Source organism: Testudinibacter sp. P80/BLE/0925, from assembly GCF_053570785.1.
In genome coordinates, this window is record NZ_CM131636.1 from 1,185,669 (window position 1) to 1,210,256 (window position 24,588).

Genomic DNA, 24,588 nt, shown 5'->3' on the forward strand with positions numbered 1-24,588 from the left:
GTTAATTTTGCAAATAAGGCAACAGCGCTTGTAAGTAGATTTGATAGCCTGTTAAGGTTAAGTGCAATCCTTCGCGGGTGTAATCCAATTCCAACTCATCGTTAGTATTTAAAAACCGATGGTGCAGATCCAGATACCGCACTTGGTGTGTTTGCGCTACTTTTTGTAAGTGGCTGTTTAACGCTTTAATCCGTTGGTTATCACTTAAGCTTAACATCACTTGATCAATTTTAGCTGAATGGGATTTGTTTACCGGCAACACCGAAAGTAAGTAGCATTGGCATTGCGGCAAGTGCTGTTTGAGTAACGTAAGAATTTGCGAGACTCGCTCGCTGACCTGTTGCGGGGGATCATTCGGATATTTTGCTAGATCATTGACGCCAATTAACAGAAAAAGTTTTTTCGGTTGTAGTGGATAGATATGTTCCGGTAAGCGTTTGAGAACATCATAAGTATCATTACCACTAATGCCACGGTTGTAAATAGTCATCTCCGGCAGCATTTCGTTAATTGGAAATTCTTCGGTAATTGAATCCCCTAAGAAGACAATTTGATTTGTTCGGGCATAGCGGTTTAATGCATTGTAACGGGTTGTCATCATCTCTCTTCGCTCCGCATTAAAATTGATCAGAAATGCTTCTGCCGCTACTTTTTGTTCGTCGGAAACGAAGGTTAAAATCTCTTTTAGTGCCATGTGTCTTTATTCCAGAATAGGTTATGAGTTCATGTAGTGATGCTACTTGAGTTTTGAAGAAAAAACAATGAATAGAGAAGCGAATTGCAGATTAAAAAATAATCGAGTCGATTGTTTTTTGAACGGCAGATCCCAGTTTTAAAAATAATTTAGGAATACAGATCACAAAAAACCATTTTTCTTCATGCATTATTTTAAAATGTAAATTAATGTGTCTCATGATGATTAACCTTGATTAGATTATGGAGTGACTTTATTTATGAGTAATACAAAATCATATGTGTCTTTAACAAAAGAGAAGCTAAATCGTTTAATTGGGAACATTACTGTAGAGAGTTTATTCTCGGGTTATGGTTTTTATAAGGATAATCATATGTTTGGCATTGCGCAAAGTGGTGTTTTTTATTTGCGTGCGGAGGGACGTTTAGCTGCATTTTTAGAGCGGGAAGGTGCCATGACTTGCTCAAATCGTAAGGGAAATAATGCGTTATCACTGTCGTTTTATTATTGTTTGCCCGTTGAAATTACACAAAATGATAAATTGTATAAATCAATTTTGTGTCATTCGATTGAACAAGTTCAGCAGTCGAAACTTGAATCTCAATTATCTCAAAAAAAACGTCCGAAAGACTTATTTAATTTAGAGCTTAAACATGAACGATTATTACGCAAAGTCAACATTACTAGTGTACGTCAATTGCGTGAGGTCGGCGCTGAAATGGCTTACATCCGTATGAAGAAAATAGGACTTCCTATTACGCAGGGATTCTATTGGAGCTTAGTGGCGGCACTGAAAAATATACCGGTTTCGTTATTGACGGCAGAGCAAAAAAAGCAGGCATTGGAGAAACTTAATTTATGTTTGCGTAAAGAGGGGATGAGAGCGGAGAAAGGCTAGTTTATTCCTATTTTATTTCGGAAGAAAATGTTCAAATATGCATGCAATCCGCATAACCTATAGGGTTATGCGGATTGATAGATTAATGCAATATGCAAATCAAAGATCTTTATCACAAATTAATATATTAAAAATATTAAATATCTCTTTCATCTTGACACATAAGGTTATGTTCTTTATCGTCATGTTTGTCTATTTTTTGTACGGCAAGGTGTTTTATGTAAACTTAGTTGTATAACGTACATCATGAGGAGATTGCTATGTCTATTGTCGAACGAAATATTTTTATCGAAGATTTAAAAGATATCGTTAATATTGAGTCTTATAGTTATGATCCACAAGGAAAAGCAGACATTGTTAAATTTCTACGTGAAAAATTCCAAGCGTTAAATTGGTTAGTAGAAGAGCACCCCTTAGATCCCGCAGTAGGTTCGGCACTAATTTGTATGAATCGCAAAGCCGATCATTTTGATGTATTGCTATCAGGACATATGGATACCGTGTTCAAACGGGGGACGTTAGCAACCTGGCCATTCAGTCAAGATGGAAAAAGGGCATATGGTCCGGGTGTTTGTGATATGAAACAAGGGCTAATTCAATCCTATTATGTTTGTAAAACGCTATCTGAAAAGAATGAAATCGGTGATAGCAATATCTGTGTCATTTTTAATCCGGATGAAGAAATCAGCTCTATTTATTCCAGACCATTATTAGAAAAATTTGCCGCTAAATCCCGTTATGCCATTGTATTAGAAGCGGCTAGGGCAAACGGAAGCCTGGTTAATGAACGCCGTGGTGTTGCTAGATACATTATCGAGTTTTTTGGGAAAGAAGCGCATGCGGCGGTAAATCCGGAGGCTGGCGCTAATGCAATCAATGCTTGCATTAAAATTTGTCAGATCTTACTTGAGCAAGTGGCACCTGAAAAAGGAACTGCATTAAATATAGGGACTATTGAAGGTGGGACAACACCGAATACTATTCCGGCGTATGTCAAAATCCAAGTAGATTGTCGTTTTACGCTTTCGGAAGAAGCTGAAAGATTAGACGGCTTCATTCAAACATTACACAATGTAATCACCGAAGATGGCGTGCGGATTAATATCAAAGGTGGGATAACACGCCCACCCTGGGCTAAAACCGACGAAAGTTTGGTATTTTGCCGTGAGGTTGACAAAATTAAACAAAAACTGGGTATTGAGGCTGGGTGGGTTTCTACCGGAGGCGCTTCTGATGGGAATTTCTTTGCGGCTTTAGGTGTGCCGACTATTGATGGAATGGGAATGGTTGGCGGTAAGCATCACAGTTCGGAAGAGTACTTAGAGCTGGACTCAATTATTCCTCGTACGACACTGTTATATGAAACGGTTAAGTTTTGTTTATCAAATAAGCAGGAGGCGTAAATTATGTTTGGTTTAATCCTTGCACTTATTGTGACGGTCGGGGTTGGTTATCTCATTGTCAAAAAATACAAAGCACAAGTTGTCTTAATGTGCGGTGGGATAATTCTCATGTGCTTTGCGATTTTATTCGGTTTGGGAGAAATTTTACCCGCAGATAAATCAACCGGTTGGGTCGGTTTTGATATCTTTGAATTCATCAAAACGGTTTTTAGTTCCAGGGCGGCCGATTTGGGCTTGATGATTATGGCGGTTGGTGGCTTTGCGCGGTATATGGATCATATCGGAGCGAGTAAAACCCTAGTTAATGCAGCGATAAAACCCTTAAAAAAAATTAAAGCCCCTTATGTGATGTTAGGATTTGCTTATATCATTGGGCAATTACTCAATATTTTTATTCCAAGTGCTTCAGGATTGGGATTATTGTTAATGATTACATTATTTCCAATCTTAGTCAGTTTAGGAGTGAGTAGGGAAGGTGCTACGGCGGTGATTGGTACAACGGCATGTCTTGATTTGGGACCAGCTTCGGGTAATGCAGTCTTAGCCTCCAAAACAGCGGGAGTGGATATCGCGGCTTATTTTGTCAATTATCAAATTCCGGTTGCGGTGATAACGATGTTAGTGATTGCCGGCGCGCATATTTTTATGCAGAAATGGTTTGATAAACGTCAGTCAGCGGTAGGGGACGCATCCGAACAAAAAGAGGTTACTGAGAAGAATGTAACAATGGATGACATTCCACCATTTGTGTATATTCTTTTACCCCTATTACCGCTCTTTTTAATTTTAACATTTAGCAAATTAGTCTTTGCTGGGATAAAAATGAATGTAGTAACGGCAATGTTGATCAGTTTGTTTACGGCGATGTTTTTTGAATTAATCAGAAAGCGGGACATGAAAACGGTATTTGCGAATGTTCAGGTGTTTTTTGACGGAATGGGTAAGCAATTTGCGGTTGTGATCACATTGATTGTCGCAGGGGAAACTTTCGCTAAGGGCTTAACTGCGGTTGGAGCTATTGATACTATTATTTCAGGCGCACAAAATTCGGGCTTTGGCGTATTTACAATGACGGCAGTGATGGTGGGGATTATCGCCCTTTCAGCAGTGGTAATGGGATCGGGGAATGCCCCATTTTTTGCGTTTGCTGCATTAGCGCCTAAAGTGGCTTCTTCAATCGGTGTGCCTTCGGTGTTGATGTTACTCCCAATGCAATTGGTTGCTGGTATTGCCCGTAGCGTATCGCCGATTACTGCGGTTATTGTGGCTGTGTCTGGCGTGGCTAATGTATCGCCGTTCGATATCATTAAAAGAACGGCAGTGCCGATGGTATTGGCTTTACTGACGGTTTTATTTGGTACCTTTATCCTATTTCATTAATCATTGTATATTGACGGTTACACAACCCATGAACGGGCTGCGGTTAGGCTTGGTAATATTTTCAAATACGCAGAATTTTTTTGAATATAATCATGCTTAGTATAAAAAAAGAACAATCAAAAGATAAATTGCAAAAAAGTGAGAAAAAGCCCTTGCAAAGCATTATGGAATGTCTATAATGCGCACCTCACAACGACGCAGCTGTTTGAAGCTGACGATTGTGACTGTTCTTTAACAATATATCAGACAATCTGTGTGGGCACTTGTGCAAGGCATTGGTAATTTAAAGATTTAAAAAACTAAAGTCTTAATGAGTGCTGATAGTAAATTCATAATTGAAACTTTTGTGGTTTCAACATTATAGTCAGAGATTCGTTGAGCGATTGAACTTGAATTGAAGAGTTTGATCATGGCTCAGATTGAACGCTGGCGGCAGGCTTAACACATGCAAGTCGAGCGGTAACGGGGGAGAGCTTGCTCTCTTGCCGACGAGCGGCGGACGGGTGAGTAATGCTTGGGAATCTGGCTTATGGAGGGGGATAACTACGGGAAACTGTAGCTAATACCGCGTAATGTCTTAGGACTAAAGGGTGGGACTTTCGAGCCGCCCGCCATAAGATGAGCCCAAGTGAGATTAGGTAGTTGGTGAGGTAAAGGCTCACCAAGCCGTCGATCTCTAACTGGTCTGAGAGGATGACCAGTCACACTGGGACTGAGACACGGCCCAGACTCCTACGGGAGGCAGCAGTGGGGAATATTGCGCAATGGGGGGAACCCTGACGCAGCCATGCCGCGTGAATGAAGAAGGCCTTCGGGTTGTAAAGTTCTTTCGGTGATGAGGAAGGTGTTTTGTTTAATAGACAGAGCAATTGACGTTAGTCACAGAAGAAGCACCGGCTAACTCCGTGCCAGCAGCCGCGGTAATACGGAGGGTGCGAGCGTTAATCGGAATAACTGGGCGTAAAGGGCACGCAGGCGGATAGATAAGTGAGATGTGAAATCCCCGAGCTTAACTTGGGAACAGCATTTCATACTGTTTATCTAGAGTTTTGTAGAGAGGGGTAGAATTCCACGTGTAGCGGTGAAATGCGTAGAGATGTGGAGGAATACCGGAGGCGAAGGCGGCCCCTTGGACAAAGACTGACGCTCATGTGCGAAAGCGTGGGGAGCAAACAGGATTAGATACCCTGGTAGTCCACGCTGTAAACGATGTCGATTTGGGGGTTGCCTGTATGGGTGGCTCTCGAAGCTAACGCGTTAAATCGACCGCCTGGGGAGTACGGCCGCAAGGTTAAAACTCAAATGAATTGACGGGGGCCCGCACAAGCGGTGGAGCATGTGGTTTAATTCGATGCAACGCGAAGAACCTTACCTACTCTTGACATCCTAAGAAGAGCTCAGAGATGAGCTTGTGCCTTCGGGAACTTAGAGACAGGTGCTGCATGGCTGTCGTCAGCTCGTGTTGTGAAATGTTGGGTTAAGTCCCGCAACGAGCGCAACCCTTATCCTTTGTTGCCAGCATGTAAAGATGGGAACTCAAAGGAGACTGCCGGTGACAAACCGGAGGAAGGTGGGGATGACGTCAAGTCATCATGGCCCTTACGAGTAGGGCTACACACGTGCTACAATGGCGTATACAGAGGGAGGCGAGAGTGCGAGCTTAAGCGAATCTCTTAAAGTGCGTCGTAGTCCGGATTGGAGTCTGCAACTCGACTCCATGAAGTCGGAATCGCTAGTAATCGCAAATCAGAATGTTGCGGTGAATACGTTCCCGGGCCTTGTACACACCGCCCGTCACACCATGGGAGTGGGTTGTACCAGAAGTAGATAGCTTAACCGGAAGGGGGGCGTTTACCACGGTATGATTCATGACTGGGGTGAAGTCGTAACAAGGTAACCGTAGGGGAACCTGCGGTTGGATCACCTCCTTATATATGACTGATGATTTTGTATAGGTGTTCACACAGATTGTTTGATAGATTTGAGAATAACGTGTTATGGTCGCGGTCCCCATCGTCTAGAGGCCTAGGACATCGCCCTTTCACGGCGGTAACCGGGGTTCGAATCCCCGTGGGGACGCCATAACACGATATTTTTGAATCGTATCGGTGAAAACCGATTTGTTCTTTAAAAATTTGGACACAAGCTAAAAACTGAAGAGAACTCAAGCGTTCGAGAGGACGTAAGAGCTGAGTATTCGAAAATCGAGCAATCGAGAATCGAATTGGGCTTGTTTGGTGAGAAAAGGCACTGAGCAGGTCAGCGTAGGGAAACTTACGCACGAGTCAATGGAAGACGGCTTTGGGAATGGAAAGCGGACTGAACGAAACGGGCACGAAAGTGGTTAGTTGAAATGAAAGTGCGGTCTGAAAATTCTTGAGGTTGTATGGTTAAGTGACTAAGCGTGCAGGGTGGATGCCTAGGCAGTCAGAGGCGAAGAAGGACGTGCTAATCTGCGAAAAGCGTGGAGGAGTTGATAAGAAGCGTTAATACTCCACGATATCCGAATGGGGAAACCCAGTAGATGAAGAATCTACTATTGTTAACTGAATCCATAGGTTAACAAGGCGAACCGGGAGAACTGAAACATCTCAGTACCCCGAGGAAAAGAAATCAATTGAGATTCCGTAAGTAGCGGCGAGCGAACACGGAGAAGCCGTTAGTGATAGTAAGTGAGTTAGGAGAATGAGTTGGGAAGCTCAATCGCAGAGGGTGATAATCCCGTATCCGAAGGCACAGTTACGGTACTAAGCTAACAGCAAGTAGGGCGGGACACGAGAAATCCTGTTTGAAGATGGGGGGACCATCCTCCAAGGCTAAATACTCCTGACTGACCGATAGTGAACCAGTACCGTGAGGGAAAGGCGAAAAGAACCCTGGTGAAGGGAGTGAAATAGAACCTGAAACCCTGTACGTACAAGCAGTGGGAGCCCTATCACTCAAGTGTATTGAGAGTGGTATAGAAAACGTTGAAATGCGGTTAACGTTTTGCGAAGCAAAACGGTCAACCCCAAAATCAATCAGGAAACTGATGATTAATCGGCGTGTGAAAGGGGCGTTTTACGAAGTAAAACGGCAATCCGAAAGCAGTATGCTTGAGGATAGGGTGACTGCGTACCTTTTGTATAATGGGTCAGCGACTTATATTGTGTAGCGAGGTTAACCGAATAGGGGAGCCGAAGGGAAACCGAGTCTTAACTGGGCGAAGAGTTGCACGATATAGACCCGAAACCCGGTGATCTAGCCATGGGCAGGTTGAAGGTTGGGTAACACTAACTGGAGGACCGAACCGACTACTGTTGAAAAAGTAGCGGATGACTTGTGGCTGGGGGTGAAAGGCCAATCAAACCGGGAGATAGCTGGTTCTCCCCGAAATCTATTTAGGTAGAGCCTTAGATGAATACCTTCGGGGGTAGAGCACTGTTTCGGCTAGGGGGTCATCCCGACTTACCAACCCGATGCAAACTGCGAATACCGAAGAGTACTATCTAGGAGACACACGGCGGGTGCTAACGTTCGTCGTGAAGAGGGAAACAACCCAGACCGCCAGCTAAGGTCCCAAAGTCTATGTTAAGTGGGAAACGAAGTGGGAAGGCTTAGACAGCTAGGATGTTGGCTTAGAAGCAGCCATCATTTAAAGAAAGCGTAATAGCTCACTAGTCGAGTCGGCCTGCGCGGAAGATGTAACGGGGCTAAAACATAGCACCGAAGCTGCGGCATTCAGATGACAGATTTCAGATGTCAGGAGACAGTATGGCAATCAAGTTTGAAGATTTGAAGGTGTTTCAACGCGCTTATAAAGTGTCGTTGGAAATTCATCAAGCGAGCTTGGATTTTCCTAAGATAGAGCAATATGCGTTAGGAGACCAAGTTAGACGGGCAAGCAAAAGCATTTGTGCAAATTTAGCCGAAGGTTTTGCAAGGCAACGTACTAAAGCGGATTTAAATCGATTTCTTAGCATGGCAATAGGCAGTGCTGATGAAATGCGAGTTTGGTTAAGATACTGTTATGACTTGAAATATGCAGATGGACAAGATTGGCAAAGATGGCGTAATGAATACGAAGAAATTGCGAAGATGTTACAAGGTTTTGGTAAAACACCGAAACCTGACGTCTGAAGTCTGTCATCTGATTGGGTAGGGGAGCGTTGTGTAAGCGGAAGAAGGTGGCTCGAGAGGGCTGCTGGACGTATCACAAGTGCGAATGCTGACATAAGTAACGATAAAGGGGGTGAAAAACCCCCTCGCCGGAAGACCAAGGGTTCCTGTCCAACGTTAATCGGGGCAGGGTGAGTCGGCCCCTAAGGCGAGGCTGAAGAGCGTAGTCGATGGGAAACGGGTTAATATTCCCGTACTTGTGATAAGAGCGATGTGGGGACGGAGCAGGTTAGGTTATCCGGGTGACGGAAGTCCCGGTCCAAGCGTGTAGGATGGATGATTAGGCAAATCCGGTCATCTAAATCAGAGGCGTGACGGGGAGACTCCACGGAGTCGAAGTAACCGATACCACACTTCCAGGAAAAGCCGCTAAGCTTATCTTATCATAAACCGTACTGAAAACCGACACAGGTGGTCAGGTAGAGAATACTCAGGCGCTTGAGAGAACTCGGGTGAAGGAACTAGGCAAAATAGCACCGTAACTTCGGGAGAAGGTGCGCTGACGGTAATTGAAGTCCTTAACGGATAGAGGTGAAGTCAGTCGAAGTGACCAGCTGGCTGCAACTGTTTATTAAAAACACAGCACTCTGCAAACACGAAAGTGGACGTATAGGGTGTGACGCCTGCCCGGTGCTGGAAGGTTAATTGATGATGTGAGAGCATTTGATCGAAGCCCCAGTAAACGGCGGCCGTAACTATAACGGTCCTAAGGTAGCGAAATTCCTTGTCGGGTAAGTTCCGACCTGCACGAATGGCGTAATGATGGCCAGGCTGTCTCCACCCGAGACTCAGTGAAATTGAAATCGCCGTGAAGATGCGGTGTACCCGCGGCTAGACGGAAAGACCCCGTGAACCTTTACTATAGCTTGACACTGAACATTGAATTTTGATGTGTAGGATAGGTGGGAGACAGAGAAGTATTAACGCCAGTTAATATGGAGTCGTTGTTGAAATACCACCCTTTAAGGTTTGATGTTCTAACACAGACTGCGGCACGCGGTCGTGGACAGTGTCTGGTGGGTAGTTTGACTGGGGCGGTCTCCTCCCAAAGCGTAACGGAGGAGTACGAAGGTTTGCTAATCACGGTCGGACATCGTGAGGTTAGTACAATGGTATAAGCAAGCTTGACTGCGAGACGGACATGTCGAGCAGGTGCGAAAGCAGGTCATAGTGATCCGGTGGTTCTGAATGGAAGGGCCATCGCTCAACGGATAAAAGGTACTCCGGGGATAACAGGCTGATACCGCCCAAGAGTTCATATCGACGGCGGTGTTTGGCACCTCGATGTCGGCTCATCACATCCTGGGGCTGAAGTAGGTCCCAAGGGTATGGCTGTTCGCCATTTAAAGTGGTACGCGAGCTGGGTTTAGAACGTCGTGAGACAGTTCGGTCCCTATCTGCCGTGGGCGTTGGAAAATTGAAAGGGGCTGCTCCTAGTACGAGAGGACCGGAGTGGACGCACCGCTGGTGTTCCCGTTGTTTCGCCAGAAGCATTGCGGGGTAGCTATGTGCGGAAGAGATAAGTGCTGAAAGCATCTAAGCACGAAACTTGCCTTGAGATGAGTTTTCCCAGTCTATAAGACTGTAAGGGTTGTTTAAGACGAAGACGTAGATAGGCGGGGTGTGTAAGTGTAGTGATACATTGAGCTAACCCGTACTAATTGCCCGAGAGGCTTAACCATACAACGCTCAAGGGTTTTACCCAAAAGCCGAGAGAAAGTTGTAAGAAAAGACAAGAGACGAAAGAGCGAAGTAAGAAGCTCGAGTAGGGCTCGAGGAGTTTGAATCAGATTAGCTTGTGACCGAATAGGAATAACAGCGAAAGAAACGCTGAAAGAATAAAAAATAGAGAACAAAACAAAGTAAGAAGAAGCAAAAACAATCAAGCCGAATTATTCCGGCGGCGATAGTGCGGTAGCACCACCTGATTCCATGCCGAACTCAGAAGTGAAATGCCGTAACGCCGATGGTAGTGTGGGGTCTCCCCATGTGAGAGTAGGACACCGCCGGATATTATTGAATAGAGAGAACAAAAGCCCTTTGCAGTCATGCGAAGGGTTTTTTGCGTTTATCTGATCATAAATCGTGATCCCGCCCTCAGTTTTAACCGATTGAATGCGATAGAATCTAACGATAACAATCAATTAAAAAATGGGTAACATGACAGGTATTACATATATTCCGGCGCAGGATATTAATTCCAACAGCATCGATACTTTAATTGGTTTAGGCAAAGATTTTTAGATCACCAATGTGCAAAATATCAGCCAAATGCACAATTTAATCGTGCGTGATTTGCGTCAAAAAAATCTAAGATACACCTTGAATACCGACAACGTTGAACCGCTGGTTTGCGATCCTTTTACTATGGGGCATACACAAGGCGGCAGTGCATTTTTCTCCACGCTGTTTTATTTCCTCTGGTTGAAAATTCATAATTTGCTGAACGCTAAGCGTGCGAATGTTGCGATTAATGTCGAGAGTTATCAACAACAAATATTGCTGCGTTTTCCTTTTTCATAGCGCAGCAATTTTCAGAGTACGCAAGTTAGTTAAACACCAATTTCCCGATACAACCTGCGGCAAGCTATGCCGTCGTCTTTGCTCAACCTTTTTGTCTATTATGCCACCTAAAACTGAAACGATTAATCTTAAAATGAAAACCTAAGTGCGGTCTAAACCGTGCCTTCCATTTACTGCCAATTTTTCAATTTAGAAGTTTTGCCGATTCCGGGATTAAAACTGTTGGTCGGATCTAACTGGCGATAGAATTTTTTTAACGCTGGTTTAGCATGATACAAATGCCCGACATTGTGTTCCGCCGGATATTGTGCGCCACGTTGATCGAGCAATTCCAGCATTTCCTCTTCCAATGCGATCGGATCGCTGCCTTTTTTCGCGATGTAATCTTGGTGAAAAACATGGCACATAAAATGTCCGTAGTACAGTTTATGGATAAACTGGCGGTTTAATTTTTCCGGCAACACTTCAAACCAATCATGATCATTGCGCCGTAAAGCAATATCGAGGGCGACAATGTCTTCCACCTCTTGCTGATGAATAATCCGATAGCGCACGGCGGCGCCGGCAACGGCGAAACGGTGCAACATTGCGGCTTGCGCTTCTTCCGCATTACAGGCGAAAAAACTGCCGCTGTGTTCGGCAAAATAGGCTTGCAAGAAATCATGGGCTTCGGCAATGCCGTCACCCGCCATTTTCAGAATCAGGTGATGTTCATATTGATCACGATATTCGCGCATTTTTTTCGGCAAATGTTGCGGCAGCAATTTGCTAAATAACTGCAGACTTTTATCGGCAATATGCTTCGGTAAAAACCGCACTTTGCTACACAAGCGATCGACTTTATTTTTTAGGCTGAACAGCTTCGGCAAGTTATTCGTGCCTAACTTTTTAATTGCCCAGAAAGTGTCTTTGCCGTAAATCGTGGCAACATCAAAGGCTTCACGATGAATATATTCACCGGATACCGGCAGGGATTGGAATTGGCTGAGAATATGACGGCGAATATCATTTAATTCGGCGGTGCTGTTGCTGCCGATATAAAACACTTGGGTCTGTTTTTCCAACGGGAAAGTATCTAAGCGCACGGCAAACACCATTAATTTCCCGGCGCAACCGGAGGCTTCGTGCAAACGGCGCGGATCGGCGTTAAAGCGCGCGGGGGTATCGGCATCGACTTGGCGCACATGGTGGCAGTAATCGTGATCATGCCCTTGCTCCGAACCGCACTTGATGTCCGTTTCTTGGTAGCGTTTATGTTCAAGCCGCGCGAGCATTTCCTCCGGATCTGTGCCGAGATCAACGCCCAAATGGTTGATTAAATGTAATTCGCCATCTTGATCGAGTCGGGCAAACAGCGCCATTTCGGTATAAGCCGGACCGCGCTGCACCAACGCACCGCCGGAGTTATTACACACGCCGCCGAGCACCGAGGCGCCGATACAAGACGAACCGATCACCGAATGCGCCTCCCGTCCATGTTGAGCCAATAATTCCTCTAATTTGAATAAGGTGCTGCCCGGCAGGCAAATCACCTGTTGCGCTTGATTAATTACGTGAATGTGATCGATACGCAGGGTGTTGATAATCACAATATCGCGGTCATATTCATTGCCGTCGGGGGTTGAACCGCCGGTCAGCCCGGTGTTGGCGGCTTGGGTGATGACAATCACATCGGCTTTCACGCAGGCTTGCAAAATCCGCCATTGCTCGATTAACGACGCAGGAATGACAACCGCCAACGCACTGCCTTTGCCGAAGCGAAAGCCTTGTCGGTAGGGCAAAGTGCGGTTTGGATCGGTCAGCAGATATTTTTCACCGACGATATGGCGGAGTTGTTGAATCAGTGAACGTTGTTTCTGGGTGTAAGATGACATGGTAGGCCCCTTGTTCCAATCAGATAGTGAATAGCAGAGCTAGTCTATCTTGATTCCTTCCGGTGAAACAAGCGGCACAGATCACAGGATTAACTTAATTGTGCTAATTTGGCTTCTAAGGCTAAGCAAGCCTCCTGTTCGACAGCCGCTAACGGATCACCACCGGAGGCGGCAACAACCGCGCCGATTGCCCCTTCTACTAACGGCGCGGCACTGATGGTTACGTTAGCCGCCATTTCCGCTTCAAGCAGTTCAAGTGCGGTTTGCGTGCTTAAAATGGCACTGCCCAAATCGACTAAAACCAACACGCCGTCCGGGCTATATACCCTTTCAATGGCCTGCATAATTTTTACCGCGTCGGTACCAATCGGATTGTGCGGATCGTCAATACCGGCGGCAAGGGCAATTTGACAGTTATCGGCACGCATTTGTAGCGCCAGTTCATACAACCCCTCGGCTAACTTTGCACTATGGGAAACAAAAACCAAATTAACCATTATGCCTCCTGCGTTGCCTGTAGCAGCCCTTGTAATAAATACATGACTGAAGTTGCACCGGGATCTTGGTGTCCGATACTACGCTCGTTTAAGTAGCTGGCGCGTCCTTTTTTCGCTTTCATCGGAATGGTTGCTGCTACCGCACTTTCGGCACAACTCAGCGCCTGTTGCAAGGCTGTGTGCAACGGAAGTTGCTGTTGCACACTGTCAGTCAATGTTTGCAGCACGGGCAGCCAAACATCGCACATGGTTTTATCGCCGGCTTCGGCTCGCCCTCGTGCCACAATGCCATTCACGCCCGCTTGTAAGAGGTGTTGCAGCTGAGCTAGATCGAGTTCGTTTTTGCCGACCGCACTTTGTGCCGCTTTTAAAAAAAACGTGCCAAACAGCGGGCCGCTTGCGCCGCCGACACTGGAAAGCAGCGTCATGCCGGTTGTTTTGAGAATGCCGGAAATGTCTTGTTCCGCAAGTTCCGGCAGTTTTTCCGCGACTTTGGCGAAGCCTCGTTGCATATTTAATCCGTGATCGGCATCGCCGATCGCGGTATCCAACTCAGTGAGGTAATCCCGATGTTGAGTGAATAAGACCGTACAGTTTTGCAACCATTGAAGGATTTGGGGTTGGGTTAACGACATCTTCCTGACCTCACTATGCTTTCCAGCGCAAGCCGGCGGTATTCACCGGTGCGTCCCACAACGACAGTAAATTGTCGTCTACTTTTAACAGGGTGATAGACACGCCTTGCATATCTAATGACGTACAATAAGAACCGACGAGATTGCGTTCAATTTGAATACCGAACCGCTCGCAGCATTGGCTTAAGCGCTGATACACGCCGTACAGTTCTGACAGCGGCACGGCACCTAAATTATTGACCAATGCAATCACTCGATCGCCGCGCTGTAAGGCGGATTTTGTTTCTTGCACCTCTTGCCAGACCGCACTTTCACTCTCCCAGTGGCGAATGGCGCGGCTGAAGTTGCCATTTTCGATTAAGGTTGCAAACATCTGATCAACGGTTTGGTTTAAGTCAACGAACGGACGGCGTTCGATCCCCGGTTCGCCATGAATCCCGACGCCGAATTCCATTTCATTTTCAGCCAGGGTGAAAGAGGGTTTGCCCGCGGCGGGCACGGTGCAAGCGGCAAGCGCCACCCCAATCGAATGCCCCGCATTATTTAATCTCCTGCCCAATTCCGCCAGTTGGGATAACGAGTAGCCCTGTTCGGCAGCGGCGCCGAGAATTTTTTCGATCAACACGGTATTCGCAACGCCGCGTCGCCCGGCGGTATAAAGACTGTCTTTGACGGCTACGTCATCGTCAATTAATACGCTTGCCACTTGGATTCCGCTGTCGTGTAAAATTTCGGCGGCGGTTTCGAAATTCAGCACATCGCCGGTATAATTTTTAATGAGCAATAAGACGCCGTTACCGCTATCGACAGCAGTCGCACACTCGATAATTTGATCCGGTGTCGGTGAGGTGAAGATTTCCCCCGGGCAGGCGCCATCAAGCATACCGACGCCGACAAAACCGGCGTGCATGGGCTCATGACCGCTGCCGCCACCGGAAATTACGGCGACTTTGCCGGCGACAGGGCTGTCGGCACGGCAAACGTATAGCGGGTCGCGGTGTAATTTTAGATTCGGATTCGAGCCAATCAAGCCGGAAATTTGTTCGCTTAAGACGTTTTCAACACTATTTATCCACTTTTTCATGTTTTTTCCTTGTGTTATCGAACATGGATTGGGTTTTACTGTATGCAATTATGCTTGATAAGTCTGTAACCTGGCTCACAAATTTAAAAAAATAGCGTGAAAATCGGTCAAAATAAATGACGCGGAAAATGAAAAAACAGTTTGAAGCGCAAGCAAAATATGGTATTTATGTAAGCACGGACGAAGAAATTTAACACAACTTGGTTTTTATTTGTCAATGATGTTTGTTAGCCACCTTATTATTCGCATTATTCTCAGTGCGGTGATTATTATCACCGACGGCGAGCGGTGCGACTAATTTGCAACAGAACCAGGCTGTAAATCAGTGAAACCCTCGCCAAATGTGGTGGGGGTTTTTTGTTATACGAAAAATAGCACAGTCAATAACAGCAAAGTGCGGTATGAGGGACACATGAACGGAGCGAGATTAGTTACCGAAAGTTTGAAGGCGCATCAGGTCGATGTGATTTTTGGCTATCCCGGCGGGGCGATTATGCCGGTGTATGATGCGATTTACGACTCGGGTTTGGATCATCTGCTCTGTCGCAATGAACAAGGGGCGGCGATGGCGGCGATTGGCTATGCCCGTGCGGGTAAAAAGGTCGGGGTGTGTATCGCCACTTCTGGGCCGGGCGCCACCAATCTGATCACCGGTTTGGCCGACGCATTGTTGGATTCCGTGCCGATTGTGGCGATCACCGGACAGGTGGCAAGCCCGTTTATCGGCACTGACGCGTTTCAGGAAATCGATGTGTTGGGCTTATCCTTAGCCTGTACCAAACAGAGTTTTATCGTGCAAAATATCGACGAACTGCCGCTGATTTTGGCGCAAGCGTTTCATGTGGCACAAAGCGGTCGTCCCGGCCCGGTGTTGGTCGATATTCCAAAAGATGTGCAATTTGCCCCAACTGCCGCGCAACCGATAGTGTTACCGCTGGAGAACGCCCCGGCGCAGCAGGCGCAGAACCTGCAACAAGCCAAAACCTTATTACAACAAGCTAAGCGTCCGGTGTTGTATATCGGCGGCGGCGTCGGCATGGCAAGTGCGGTTCCGGCACTGCGCCGTTTCTTGCAAGCGACCCGAATTCCGTCGGTTTCGACCATTAAAGGCTTGGGCGCAATTGCTGCCGATACCCCGTATTATATGGGCATGGTCGGCATGCACGGCACCAAAGCCGCGAATTATGCGGTGCAGGAAAGTGATTTGTTGGTGGTGTTCGGCGCGCGCTTTGATGATCGCGTCACCGGCAAACTGGACAGTTTTGCCCCGCACGCCAAAGTGATTCACGCCGATATCGATGTGGCGGAAATCAATAAATTACGCCGGGCGGACGTGGTGTTGCGCGGCGATTTATCACAGGCGTTTGATGTGCTGGCAACCGCACTTTCGATCGACGATTGGCAGCAGGATATTCAACGCTTAATCACCGATTTTCCGTTTGTTTATCCGAGTAATGACGGACAAGACAGCATTCACCCGTGGACATTGTTAAACACCTTATCGGCAATGAAGCCGCAAAGTGCGGTGATTACCACTGATGTCGGACAGCACCAAATGTGGTCGGCGCAGCACATGGCACATCATCAGCCGGAAAATTATCTCACTTCCGCCGGTCTCGGCACCATGGGCTTCGGTTTGCCGGCGGCGGTCGGCGCACAAAAAGCCCGTCCGCAGGATTGCGTGATTTTGGTCAGCGGCGACGGTTCGTTTATGATGAACGTGCAGGAGCTGGGCTCAATTAAACGCGGCAAGCTGCCGATTAAAATTTTACTGTTGGATAACCAACGGTTAGGCATGGTGCGCCAGTGGCAATCACTGTTTTTCAAGGGGCGCCACAGCGAAACGATTTTGGACGATAATCCGGATTTCGTGACCTTGGCGGCGGCGTTCGGCATTCAAGGCGAGCGGATCGAACACGGACATCAAGTACAAGCGGCATTACAACGCTTGCTGGACAGCGAAGGGGCGTATTTGTTGCACGTCTGTATCGATGCCGATGAAAACGTCTGGCCGCTGGTGCCGCCGGGCGCAAGCAACGAAGCTATGCTTGATGAAATCAGCGAAGATATTGGCGTTTAAGTGCAAAGTGCGGTTCGAATTAACAAGGGATAACAAATGAAAACATATCAATTAAGCCTACAAGCCCAATGGCGGCCGGAAACCTTAGAGCGCGTGCTGCGCGTGGTGCGCCATCGCGGTTATCGCCTGAATGAATTACATATGACGTCAAGCCGCGAACAAATCAGCTTGAATTTCAGCGTCAGCAGCGAGCGCCCGATTGAGGCGTTGGTCAGCCAGTTAAGCAAGTTGTTTGATGTACAGACGGTTGTGGTTTTATAAAGTAAAAGTGCGGTCGAGCCATTAGTGAGGCAAAGCAGGGGCGGGTGAAATATCCGCCTGCTTACGAAGTGCAATATAAGCGTTAAACGTCAACGGAAAAATACAAAGTGCGGTTCGGGCGGATATCTCATTCGCCCCTACAATCATACAAAATCGAGTGATTAAACAGAGGAAAACAAAATGCCTAAATTACGTTCCGCGACCAGCACCCAAGGTCGCAATATGGCAGGGGCGCGTGCGTTGTGGCGTGCGACCGGAGTGAAAGATCAGGATTTCGGCAAACCGATTATTGCGGTGGTCAATTCCTTTACCCAATTTGTGCCCGGTCATGTGCATTTGAAAGACATGGGGCAATTGGTGGCGCGCGAAATCGAGGCGCACGGCGGCATTGCCAAAGAGTTCAACACCATTGCGGTCGATGACGGCATTGCGATGGGACACGGCGGCATGCTGTATTCGTTGCCGTCGCGCGAGCTGATCGCCGATTCGGTCGAGTATATGGTGAATGCCCATTGTGCCGATGCGATGGTGTGTATTTCCAACTGCGACAAAATCACCCCGGGCATGTTAATGGCGGCATTGCGCCTGAATATTCCGGCGATTTTCGTCTCCGGCGGGCCGATGGAAGCCGGTAAAACCAAATTATCCGATCAGTTGATTAAATTGGATTTGGTCGATGCGATGATTCAAAGTGCCGATCCGAATGTCAGCGACGCCGACAGCGAAGCGATTGAACGTTCCGCCTGCCCGACTTGCGGCTCGTGTTCCGGCATGTTCACCGCCAACTCGATGAACTGCCTGACCGAAGCGCTGGGCTTGAGCTTGCCGGGCAACGGTTCCTGTTTGGCGACCCATGCGGATCGGAAACAGCTGTTCCTGCAAGCCGGGACGCAAATTTTAGAGCTGTGCAAACGCTACTACGAACAAGATGACGACAGCGTATTGCCGCGTTCGATTGCGACCAAAGCGGCATTTGACAACGCCATGAGCCTTGATATTGCCATGGGCGGTTCGACCAACACCGTGTTGCATTTATTGGCGGCGGCGCAGGAAGCGGAAGTGGATTTCAGCATGGATGACATTGACCGCTTATCGCGTATCGTGCCGTGCCTGAGTAAAGTCGCACCGAACACCAATAAATATCACATGGAAGACGTACACCGTGCCGGCGGCGTAATGGGGATTTTGGGCGAGTTAGATCGTGCCGGCTTGCTGAATAACCAAACCCGCACCGTGTTGGGCTACTCTATGTTAGAGCAGTTAGATCGCTACGATATTATCCGCACCGATGATGAAAAAGTGCGGTCATTCTTCCGCGCCGGCCCAGCCGGAATCCGCACCACCCAAGCCTTCTCACAGGATTGCCGTTGGGACAGTGTAGATGACGACCGCACTTCCGGTTGTATCCGCAATAAAGCCAACGCCTACAGTCAAGACGGCGGGCTGGCGATGTTGTCGGGCAATTTGGCGGAAAACGGCTGTATCGTCAAAACCGCAGGCGTGGACGAATCGATCTTGAAATTCCAAGGCAAGGCGAAAGTGTTTGAAAGCCAAGATGACGCAGTTGCCGCAATTTTGGGCGGCAAAATCGTTGCCGGTGATGTGGTGGTGATTCGCTACGAAGGGCCGAAAGGCGGGCCGGGCATGCAAGAAATGTTGTACCCGACCAGTTACCTGAAATCGATGGGCTTGGGCAAAGCCTGTGCGTTGCTGACCGACGGGCGTTTTTCCGGCGGCACATCCGGTTTATCGATCGGGCACGTTTCGCCGGAAGCGGCGAACGGCGGCACAATCGGTTTGGTGCAGGACGGCGATGTGATCTCGATTGATATTCCAAACCGTAAAATCGCATTGTTGGTGGACGACAGCGTATTAAGTGCGCGCCGTGCCGAGCAGGAAAAGTTGGGCTGGAAACCGAAAAACCGCCAACGCCAAGTATCGCTGGCGCTGAAAGCCTATGCGATGTTGGCGACCAGTGCCGATAAAGGCGCGGTGCGTGATCGCAGTAAATTACAGGACTAAGTGAGCGAACTGATGACTATTTCCGCACAACCGAACGGCAATGAATACCTGCGCGCGGTGCTGACCTCGAACATTTATGATGTGGTCGAAGTGACGCCGTTGCAGAAAATGGAAAAATTGTCGCAACGCTTTGACAATAACATTTATATTAAGCGCGAAGACCGCCAGCCGGTGAACAGCTTCAAAATTCGTGGCGCATACGCGATGATCACCGGTCTGAGCGAGGCGCAAAAAGCCGCCGGGGTGATTGCCGCCTCGGCAGGCAACCACGCGCAAGGAGTGGCGTTATCGGCGCAAAAATTGGGCTTGAAGGCACTGATCGTCATGCCGCAAAATACGCCGTCGATCAAAGTCGAGGCGGTGCGCGGTTTCGGCGGCGAAGTGCTGTTGCACGGCGCAAATTTTGACGAAGCCAAAGCCAAGGCGATTGAGCTGTCGCACAGCAAAAACATGACTTTTATTCCGCCGTTCGATCACCCTGCGGTGATCGCCGGACAAGGCTCGTTGGCAATGGAATTGATTCAACAATCGCAACACATCGATCGCATTTTTGTGCCGGTCGGCGGTGGCGGTTTAGCCGCCGGGGTAGCGGTGCTGATCAAACAATTAATGCCGAACGTGAAAGTGATCGGGGTAGAATCGAAAGATTCCGCCTGTTTACAAGCCGCGCTTGCCGCTGGTGAACCGGTTGATTTGGATCGGGTCGGGTTGTTTGCCGACGGGGTGGCGGTGAAACGGATTGGCGACGAAACGTTCCGTGTCTGCCAACAATATTTGGACGAGGTGATCACCGTTGACAGTGATGAAATTTGTGCCGCAGTGAAAGATATTTTTGAAAATGTGCGCGCCATTTCCGAGCCGTCGGGGGCGCTGTCACTTGCCGGGCTGAAAAAATACGTGAAGTTGCATAAAATTCAAGGCGAAACCCTGCTGAATATTTTGTCCGGCGCCAACTTGAATTTCCACAGTCTGCGCTATGTGTCGGAACGTTGCGAAATCGGCGAAAAACACGAAGCCTTGTTGGCGGTGACGATTCCGGAACAAAAAGGCAGTTTCTTGAAATTCTGCCACTTGTTGGGGAATCGTGCGGTCACTGAATTTAGCTACCGTTATGCCGACAACCAGCAAGCCTGTATTTTTGTCGGGGTGCGGGTCACTGGCGGTGAAGCGGAGAAACAGGAGATTATCAGTCAACTGCGGGTTAACGGCTATGATGTGCAAGATCTGTCCGACGATGAGGTGGCGAAAACCCATATCCGCTATATGATCGGCGGCCGCAGCGCCAGTTCGCAGCGCGAGCGGCTCTACAGCTTCGTCTTTCCTGAACAAAAAGGCGCACTGGTCAAATTTCTGCAAACGTTGGGTACGCAATGGAATATTTCCCTGTTCCACTACCGCAACCACGGCGCGGACTACGGCGATATTCTCTGTGCTTTCCAATTGAGCGAAGCCACCGAGCAGGTGTTTAACCACCATTTGCAAGCCTTGGGTTATGCCTATCAGGATATTACCGATTCGGATTCGTATCAGTATTTTCTTAAATAAGATTAATTTCACCACAAAACGAACCTGCTGAATTAAGCAGGTTTTTTATGCTTTTCATATCTGTCATTCTCTTCGTTTATTCCTTTTTATGATTAAAATTTGATTTATTTATTCCAATAAATTATTATAAGTGCGGTTTTTATTCTGATAAGTAAAATTGAAGAATGGTTTTTAATCTTACCTAAGGGGTTAACATTTTGTTTTCTTTATTAAAAAAGCGGTCAACGTTCAGTTTGCCGGTTTTTATTCCAAGTTTTTTATTTGTATTGCTGATTGCCGTCGCCTGTATTGCGTTTCCGCAAGTGATACAACAATGGTTGAATACGGCAAAAAATTATGCGTTTGACTATTTCAGCTGGTTTTACATTCTGTCGGTCAGCTGTTTTATCCTGTTTTTACTGTTGCTGGCGATGAGCAGTTTGGGCGATATTCGCTTGGGCAGTGATGATGAGGAAGCGGAATATCCGTTTTTATCTTGGATTGCCATGTTGTTCGCCGCCGGCATGGGCGTCGGCTTGATGTATTTCGGTGTGGCGGAGCCGTTAATGCATTCAATCGCACCGATTACCGCCGATAATCCGCAAAAAGACGCGATGTTATACACTTTTTATCATTGGGGGGTGCACCCGTGGGCGATTTACGGCACGATTGCATTGGCACTGGCTTACTTCGGTTTCCGTTACCGTATGCCGCTGTCGATCCGCTCGGCGTTCTATCCGTTATTACGCGATAAAATCCACGGCGTGTACGGGCATATTATTGACGCCTTGGCGCTGATCGCCACCCTGTTCGGGATCATCACTACGCTGGGGTACGGCTCGTCACAGCTGAACGCCGGTTTGCAGGCGGTGGGTATTTTGAGCGAAAACAGCTTTTTCAGTAACTCGATGGTGATTATCGTGGTGGTCAGTATTGCGGTGCTGTCGGCGATTTCCGGCGTGGGTAAAGGCGTGCGTCGCCTGAGTGAAATCAATTTGGGATTAGCGTTGACGCTGATGTTATTCGTGCTGTTTAGTGGTTCAACCATTTATCTGCTATCGGTTTTTTCGGAAAATATCGGTTATTACCTGAGTAATTTAGTCGAAATCAGTTTCCGCACGTTTAGTTATGATCCGCAGCACACCGACTGGTTCAGCGGTTGGACGGTGTTGTATTGGGCGTGGTGGTTCTCGTGGGCACCGTTTGTCGGTTTGTTTATCGCCCGAATCTCACGCGGCAGAACCATTCGTGAGTTTATTCTCGGCGTGCTGATTATTCCTTCCACCTTTAATTTGTTGTGGTTTACGATTTTCGGCGACAGCGCTATTTTGCAAGATGCCCGGCATAACGGGGCATTGAGTGCGCTGACCTCGGCGCCGGAAACCCTGCTGTTTGCCTTTTTAGACTATTTCCCGCTGCCGACCTTGAGCGGCTTGCTGGCGCTGTTGATTCTGTCGCTGTTCTTTATTACTTCGGCGGATTCGGGGATCTTTGTATTAAACAATATTGCGTCCAACGGTAAAATCGCCGATATGCCGAAGTGGCAAAGCGTGTTGTGGGGTGTGATTATGATTATCCTCTCAATCGGTTTGCTCAATTCCGGCGGTTTGGGGGCGGTGCAGGCGATGACGCTGGTGGTGGCGTTGCCGTTTGCCGTGATTACGGTGCTGATGTGTTTTAGTTTGCTGCAAGGCTTGCGGGTGGATAAAAATTATTTCAACACCCGTTTGAACCAATCTACCGTATTTTGGAGCGGCAACAAATGGAAAAAACGCTTGGGACAGATTTTGAAACAGACCCAAGAAGCGGATATTCAACAATTTTTAGCGCAAGTGGTCAAACCGGCGTTTAGCCAATTGCGTGACGAATTGGTCAATAAACATCAGCTACAGGTGGAAATCAACGAAACGGATGAACCGCAACGCAGTGTCGAATTGGTGATCCATAAAGGCGTTATGCGTGATTTTATTTACGGGGTGATGATTCAGCGCACCGATACCGCACTTTCGATGCAGGAAGAGCAGAGCGTGCCGAGTATGCAGCATGAACAGGTATTTGAGCCGGTGACCTATTTTGGTGACGGACGGATTGGTTACGATGTGCAATATATGACCACGGAAGAGCTGATCGCCGATGTGTTGAAACAGTATCAGCGTTATTTGGTGCTGCTGAACAGCGAGGCTAATGAACTGATGGTGCAGGCGCCGCTGGAACCAACGGTATAAGCTGTTGGTTCAGCCTCATTTTACTAATATAAAGAAGCGATAAGGTGTTCGCCCTATCGCTTTTTTATTTGTGATGACGCTTAGGGCATAAATTGTTTTCGGGTGGTTTGTGTCCATTGCAAATGTTTTTTCCAAAAACTCAACAGACGATTCATGGCGCGGCGCGTTAACCAAAAACCGAATAATCCGACGAAGGTAGTCAACAACCCTATAAATAGTTGTGACCAGAAACCGGGTTTGCGTATGTCTGAAATATGAATTGATTCGCCTTCATTATTTTGACCGTAAATTTTAGCGATAGAACCATCGGCTTTTTTCTCGATGGTGAATGTTTCCCCGTCCTTCTGGGTATAGATGGTTACTGAGCCATCACTGCCTCGTTCTAATTTGAATGCCTGGTTGTCTTTGCCTTTGATGTCGATATTGGGAGGTTGAGGGCCGATTGATGTGGTGTCAATCAACACTGGACCGATACCGCTCGTGTTCAAATGGTAGGCATTGAGCTGCGGAAAGCCAAAAAGTTGTTGGCTTAGCAAGGCGAGAGTGAAAACGGTGCCGAGCACAGCCAAAATGCCGAAACCAACGCTTAATAGGGTGGTGATGACCATACCAATTAATACAGGCAGGCTAACACCAATATTAACCAGACCCAAACTGGCATTGACCGATAACACATACCATAGGTTTTTAAAGGATTTCTTTTGTTGCCATTGTTCGATGTATTGGTTTGCCAAGAGTTCTTTGGCAATGATGTGCGGATCGCCCAGTCCTGCAATGATATCCGCCTCGGAACGCCCGTTTGCCAAACCTTCGGCAAAGTGACTGCGGTAATCATTGAGTATGTCGTCACATTCGACTGATGAGAGATGTTTTAATTCTTGTTGCAGTTGGGCTAAGAATTCTTTTTGGTTAGTGATTTTAGTCATGATGGATCTCCTGTGTGGCTTGGCGCTTGGTTAAGGAAATGATTCACACTATTGGCAAAATCTTGCCATTGGGATTGCATGGATTGAAGTTCGGTTTTACCTAAATCTGTCAGGCGGTAAAATTTACGCGCAGGTCCTTCGGATGATTCTTGCAAGTAGGTATCGACCCATTGTTGATTTTGCAAACGGCGCATCAGCGGATAAATCGTACCTTCGCTGATGGGTAAGTATTTTCCGAGGGTTTGCACCATATCGTAGGCATAGCTGTCTTGTTGTTTGAGCAGTGCGAGTACGCACATCTCCAATACTCCTTTGCGTAGTTGTGTTTGCATGCTGAACCTTATTTTGAAATACCGATGGTTAAAGCATATAGCAATATACCTTGCAATGCAAGATACTAAAAA

16 protein-coding genes, 1 tRNA gene and 3 rRNA genes are annotated in these 24,588 nt (G+C 47.4%); 13 read left to right on the forward strand and 7 right to left on the reverse strand.

Annotation, left to right across the window (positions count from 1 at the left end):
* Window position 1: 1 nt before the first annotated feature.
* A complete protein-coding gene (locus ACWA5Z_RS05675; protein ID WP_431050609.1) occupies window positions 2-694 on the reverse strand; it encodes a GDSL-type esterase/lipase family protein in 693 nt (230 codons plus the stop codon).
* Between the two features lie 259 nt (window positions 695-953).
* On the opposite strand from ACWA5Z_RS05675, the gene ACWA5Z_RS05680 reads away from it, so the two are divergent.
* The 8 genes from ACWA5Z_RS05680 to ACWA5Z_RS05715 all read left to right on the forward strand — a co-directional run bounded on the left by ACWA5Z_RS05680 (window position 954) and on the right by ACWA5Z_RS05715 (window position 11,056).
* Window positions 954-1,592: a TfoX/Sxy family DNA transformation protein gene (locus tag ACWA5Z_RS05680; RefSeq protein WP_431050611.1), complete on the forward strand. Its 639-nt coding sequence runs from the start codon at window positions 954-956 to the stop codon at window positions 1,590-1,592.
* Window positions 1,593-1,852: 260 nt separating this feature from the next.
* Entirely contained in the window at window positions 1,853-2,995 is a 1,143-nt protein-coding gene (locus tag ACWA5Z_RS05685; protein WP_431050613.1) for a M20 family metallopeptidase, read from the forward strand.
* Between the two features lie 3 nt (window positions 2,996-2,998).
* Window positions 2,999-4,375, forward strand: coding sequence for a C4-dicarboxylate transporter DcuC (gene dcuC, locus ACWA5Z_RS05690; protein ID WP_431050615.1), 1,377 nt, complete (start codon window positions 2,999-3,001; stop codon window positions 4,373-4,375).
* Between the two features lie 391 nt (window positions 4,376-4,766).
* Window positions 4,767-6,306, forward strand: a 16S ribosomal RNA gene (locus ACWA5Z_RS05695).
* A 75-nt stretch (window positions 6,307-6,381) separates the two neighbouring features.
* Window positions 6,382-6,457 (forward strand) — tRNA-Glu (locus ACWA5Z_RS05700).
* A gap of 306 nt (window positions 6,458-6,763) precedes the next feature.
* Window positions 6,764-10,215 (forward strand): 23S ribosomal RNA (locus ACWA5Z_RS05705).
* A 214-nt stretch (window positions 10,216-10,429) separates the two neighbouring features.
* Window positions 10,430-10,545: ribosomal RNA gene (gene rrf / locus ACWA5Z_RS05710) — 5S ribosomal RNA — on the forward strand.
* The 16S, 23S and 5S rRNA genes sit together here with 1 tRNA gene alongside, the layout of an rRNA operon.
* Window positions 10,546-10,786: 241 nt before the next feature.
* Window positions 10,787-11,056 (forward strand): hypothetical protein, encoded by a 270-nt coding sequence (locus ACWA5Z_RS05715; protein WP_431050617.1) that lies wholly within the window; start codon window positions 10,787-10,789, stop codon window positions 11,054-11,056.
* Window positions 11,057-11,226: 170 nt separating this feature from the next.
* Here the strand turns inward: ACWA5Z_RS05715 and dld are convergent, their stop codons facing one another.
* The 4 genes from dld to dhaK form a co-directional block, all read right to left on the reverse strand.
* Window positions 11,227-12,930 carry a D-lactate dehydrogenase gene (dld, locus tag ACWA5Z_RS05720; RefSeq protein WP_431050619.1) on the reverse strand — a complete coding sequence of 568 codons (1,704 nt, stop codon included), beginning with the start codon at window positions 12,928-12,930 and terminating at the stop codon, window positions 11,227-11,229.
* 89 nt (window positions 12,931-13,019) lie between these two features.
* Window positions 13,020-13,427, reverse strand: coding sequence for a dihydroxyacetone kinase phosphoryl donor subunit DhaM (gene dhaM / locus ACWA5Z_RS05725; protein WP_431050621.1), 408 nt, complete (start codon window positions 13,425-13,427; stop codon window positions 13,020-13,022).
* Window positions 13,427-14,062, reverse strand: a complete 636-nt coding sequence (gene dhaL / locus ACWA5Z_RS05730; RefSeq protein WP_431050623.1) for a dihydroxyacetone kinase subunit DhaL — start codon at window positions 14,060-14,062, stop codon at window positions 13,427-13,429. Before dhaL ends, dhaM begins: the two co-directional genes overlap by 1 nt.
* A gap of 13 nt (window positions 14,063-14,075) precedes the next feature.
* A complete protein-coding gene (dhaK, locus tag ACWA5Z_RS05735) occupies window positions 14,076-15,146 on the reverse strand; it encodes a dihydroxyacetone kinase subunit DhaK (RefSeq protein WP_431050625.1) in 1,071 nt (356 codons plus the stop codon).
* Between the two features lie 412 nt (window positions 15,147-15,558).
* On the opposite strand from dhaK, the gene ilvG reads away from it, so the two are divergent.
* The 5 genes from ilvG to ACWA5Z_RS05760 all read left to right on the forward strand — a co-directional run bounded on the left by ilvG (window position 15,559) and on the right by ACWA5Z_RS05760 (window position 23,258).
* Window positions 15,559-17,226 carry an acetolactate synthase 2 catalytic subunit gene (gene ilvG / locus ACWA5Z_RS05740; RefSeq protein WP_431050627.1) on the forward strand — a complete coding sequence of 556 codons (1,668 nt, stop codon included), beginning with the start codon at window positions 15,559-15,561 and terminating at the stop codon, window positions 17,224-17,226.
* A gap of 36 nt (window positions 17,227-17,262) precedes the next feature.
* Entirely contained in the window at window positions 17,263-17,487 is a 225-nt protein-coding gene (gene ilvM / locus ACWA5Z_RS05745) for an acetolactate synthase 2 small subunit (protein ID WP_431050629.1), read from the forward strand.
* A gap of 180 nt (window positions 17,488-17,667) precedes the next feature.
* Window positions 17,668-19,509, forward strand: coding sequence for a dihydroxy-acid dehydratase (gene ilvD, locus ACWA5Z_RS05750; RefSeq protein ID WP_431050631.1), 1,842 nt, complete (start codon window positions 17,668-17,670; stop codon window positions 19,507-19,509).
* 12 nt (window positions 19,510-19,521) lie between these two features.
* Window positions 19,522-21,054: a threonine ammonia-lyase, biosynthetic gene (gene ilvA, locus ACWA5Z_RS05755; protein WP_431050633.1), complete on the forward strand. Its 1,533-nt coding sequence runs from the start codon at window positions 19,522-19,524 to the stop codon at window positions 21,052-21,054.
* A 194-nt stretch (window positions 21,055-21,248) separates the two neighbouring features.
* Complete coding sequence (locus ACWA5Z_RS05760) at window positions 21,249-23,258, forward strand: BCCT family transporter (RefSeq protein WP_431054300.1); 2,010 nt, start codon at window positions 21,249-21,251, stop codon at window positions 23,256-23,258.
* An 80-nt stretch (window positions 23,259-23,338) separates the two neighbouring features.
* On the opposite strand, the gene ACWA5Z_RS05765 is transcribed toward ACWA5Z_RS05760, so the two are convergent.
* Both ACWA5Z_RS05765 and ACWA5Z_RS05770 read right to left on the reverse strand, forming a co-directional pair.
* Window positions 23,339-24,184 carry a DUF1700 domain-containing protein gene (locus tag ACWA5Z_RS05765; RefSeq protein ID WP_431050635.1) on the reverse strand — a complete coding sequence of 282 codons (846 nt, stop codon included), beginning with the start codon at window positions 24,182-24,184 and terminating at the stop codon, window positions 23,339-23,341.
* Window positions 24,181-24,516, reverse strand: coding sequence for a PadR family transcriptional regulator (locus ACWA5Z_RS05770; protein WP_431050637.1), 336 nt, complete (start codon window positions 24,514-24,516; stop codon window positions 24,181-24,183). The genes ACWA5Z_RS05765 and ACWA5Z_RS05770 overlap by 4 nt, the downstream gene beginning before the upstream one ends.
* Window positions 24,517-24,588 lie beyond the last annotated feature (72 nt).

What these genes read in the sequence shown, in the direction of transcription:
- ACWA5Z_RS05675 (WP_431050609.1), bottom strand. Translation starts at nt 694, where the DNA reads ATGGCACTAAAAGAGATTTTAACCTTCGTTTCCGACGAACAAAAAGTA.
- ACWA5Z_RS05680 (WP_431050611.1), top strand. Translation starts at nt 954, where the DNA reads ATGAGTAATACAAAATCATATGTGTCTTTAACAAAAGAGAAGCTAAAT.
- ACWA5Z_RS05685 (WP_431050613.1), top strand. Translation starts at nt 1,853, where the DNA reads ATGTCTATTGTCGAACGAAATATTTTTATCGAAGATTTAAAAGATATC.
- dcuC (WP_431050615.1), top strand. Translation starts at nt 2,999, where the DNA reads ATGTTTGGTTTAATCCTTGCACTTATTGTGACGGTCGGGGTTGGTTAT.
- dld (WP_431050619.1), bottom strand. Translation starts at nt 12,930, where the DNA reads ATGTCATCTTACACCCAGAAACAACGTTCACTGATTCAACAACTCCGC.
- dhaM (WP_431050621.1), bottom strand. Translation starts at nt 13,427, where the DNA reads ATGGTTAATTTGGTTTTTGTTTCCCATAGTGCAAAGTTAGCCGAGGGG.
- dhaL (WP_431050623.1), bottom strand. Translation starts at nt 14,062, where the DNA reads ATGTCGTTAACCCAACCCCAAATCCTTCAATGGTTGCAAAACTGTACG.
- dhaK (WP_431050625.1), bottom strand. Translation starts at nt 15,146, where the DNA reads ATGAAAAAGTGGATAAATAGTGTTGAAAACGTCTTAAGCGAACAAATT.
- ilvG (WP_431050627.1), top strand. Translation starts at nt 15,559, where the DNA reads ATGAACGGAGCGAGATTAGTTACCGAAAGTTTGAAGGCGCATCAGGTC.
- ilvM (WP_431050629.1), top strand. Translation starts at nt 17,263, where the DNA reads ATGAAAACATATCAATTAAGCCTACAAGCCCAATGGCGGCCGGAAACC.
- ilvD (WP_431050631.1), top strand. Translation starts at nt 17,668, where the DNA reads ATGCCTAAATTACGTTCCGCGACCAGCACCCAAGGTCGCAATATGGCA.
- ilvA (WP_431050633.1), top strand. Translation starts at nt 19,522, where the DNA reads ATGACTATTTCCGCACAACCGAACGGCAATGAATACCTGCGCGCGGTG.
- ACWA5Z_RS05765 (WP_431050635.1), bottom strand. Translation starts at nt 24,184, where the DNA reads ATGACTAAAATCACTAACCAAAAAGAATTCTTAGCCCAACTGCAACAA.
- ACWA5Z_RS05770 (WP_431050637.1), bottom strand. Translation starts at nt 24,516, where the DNA reads ATGCAAACACAACTACGCAAAGGAGTATTGGAGATGTGCGTACTCGCA.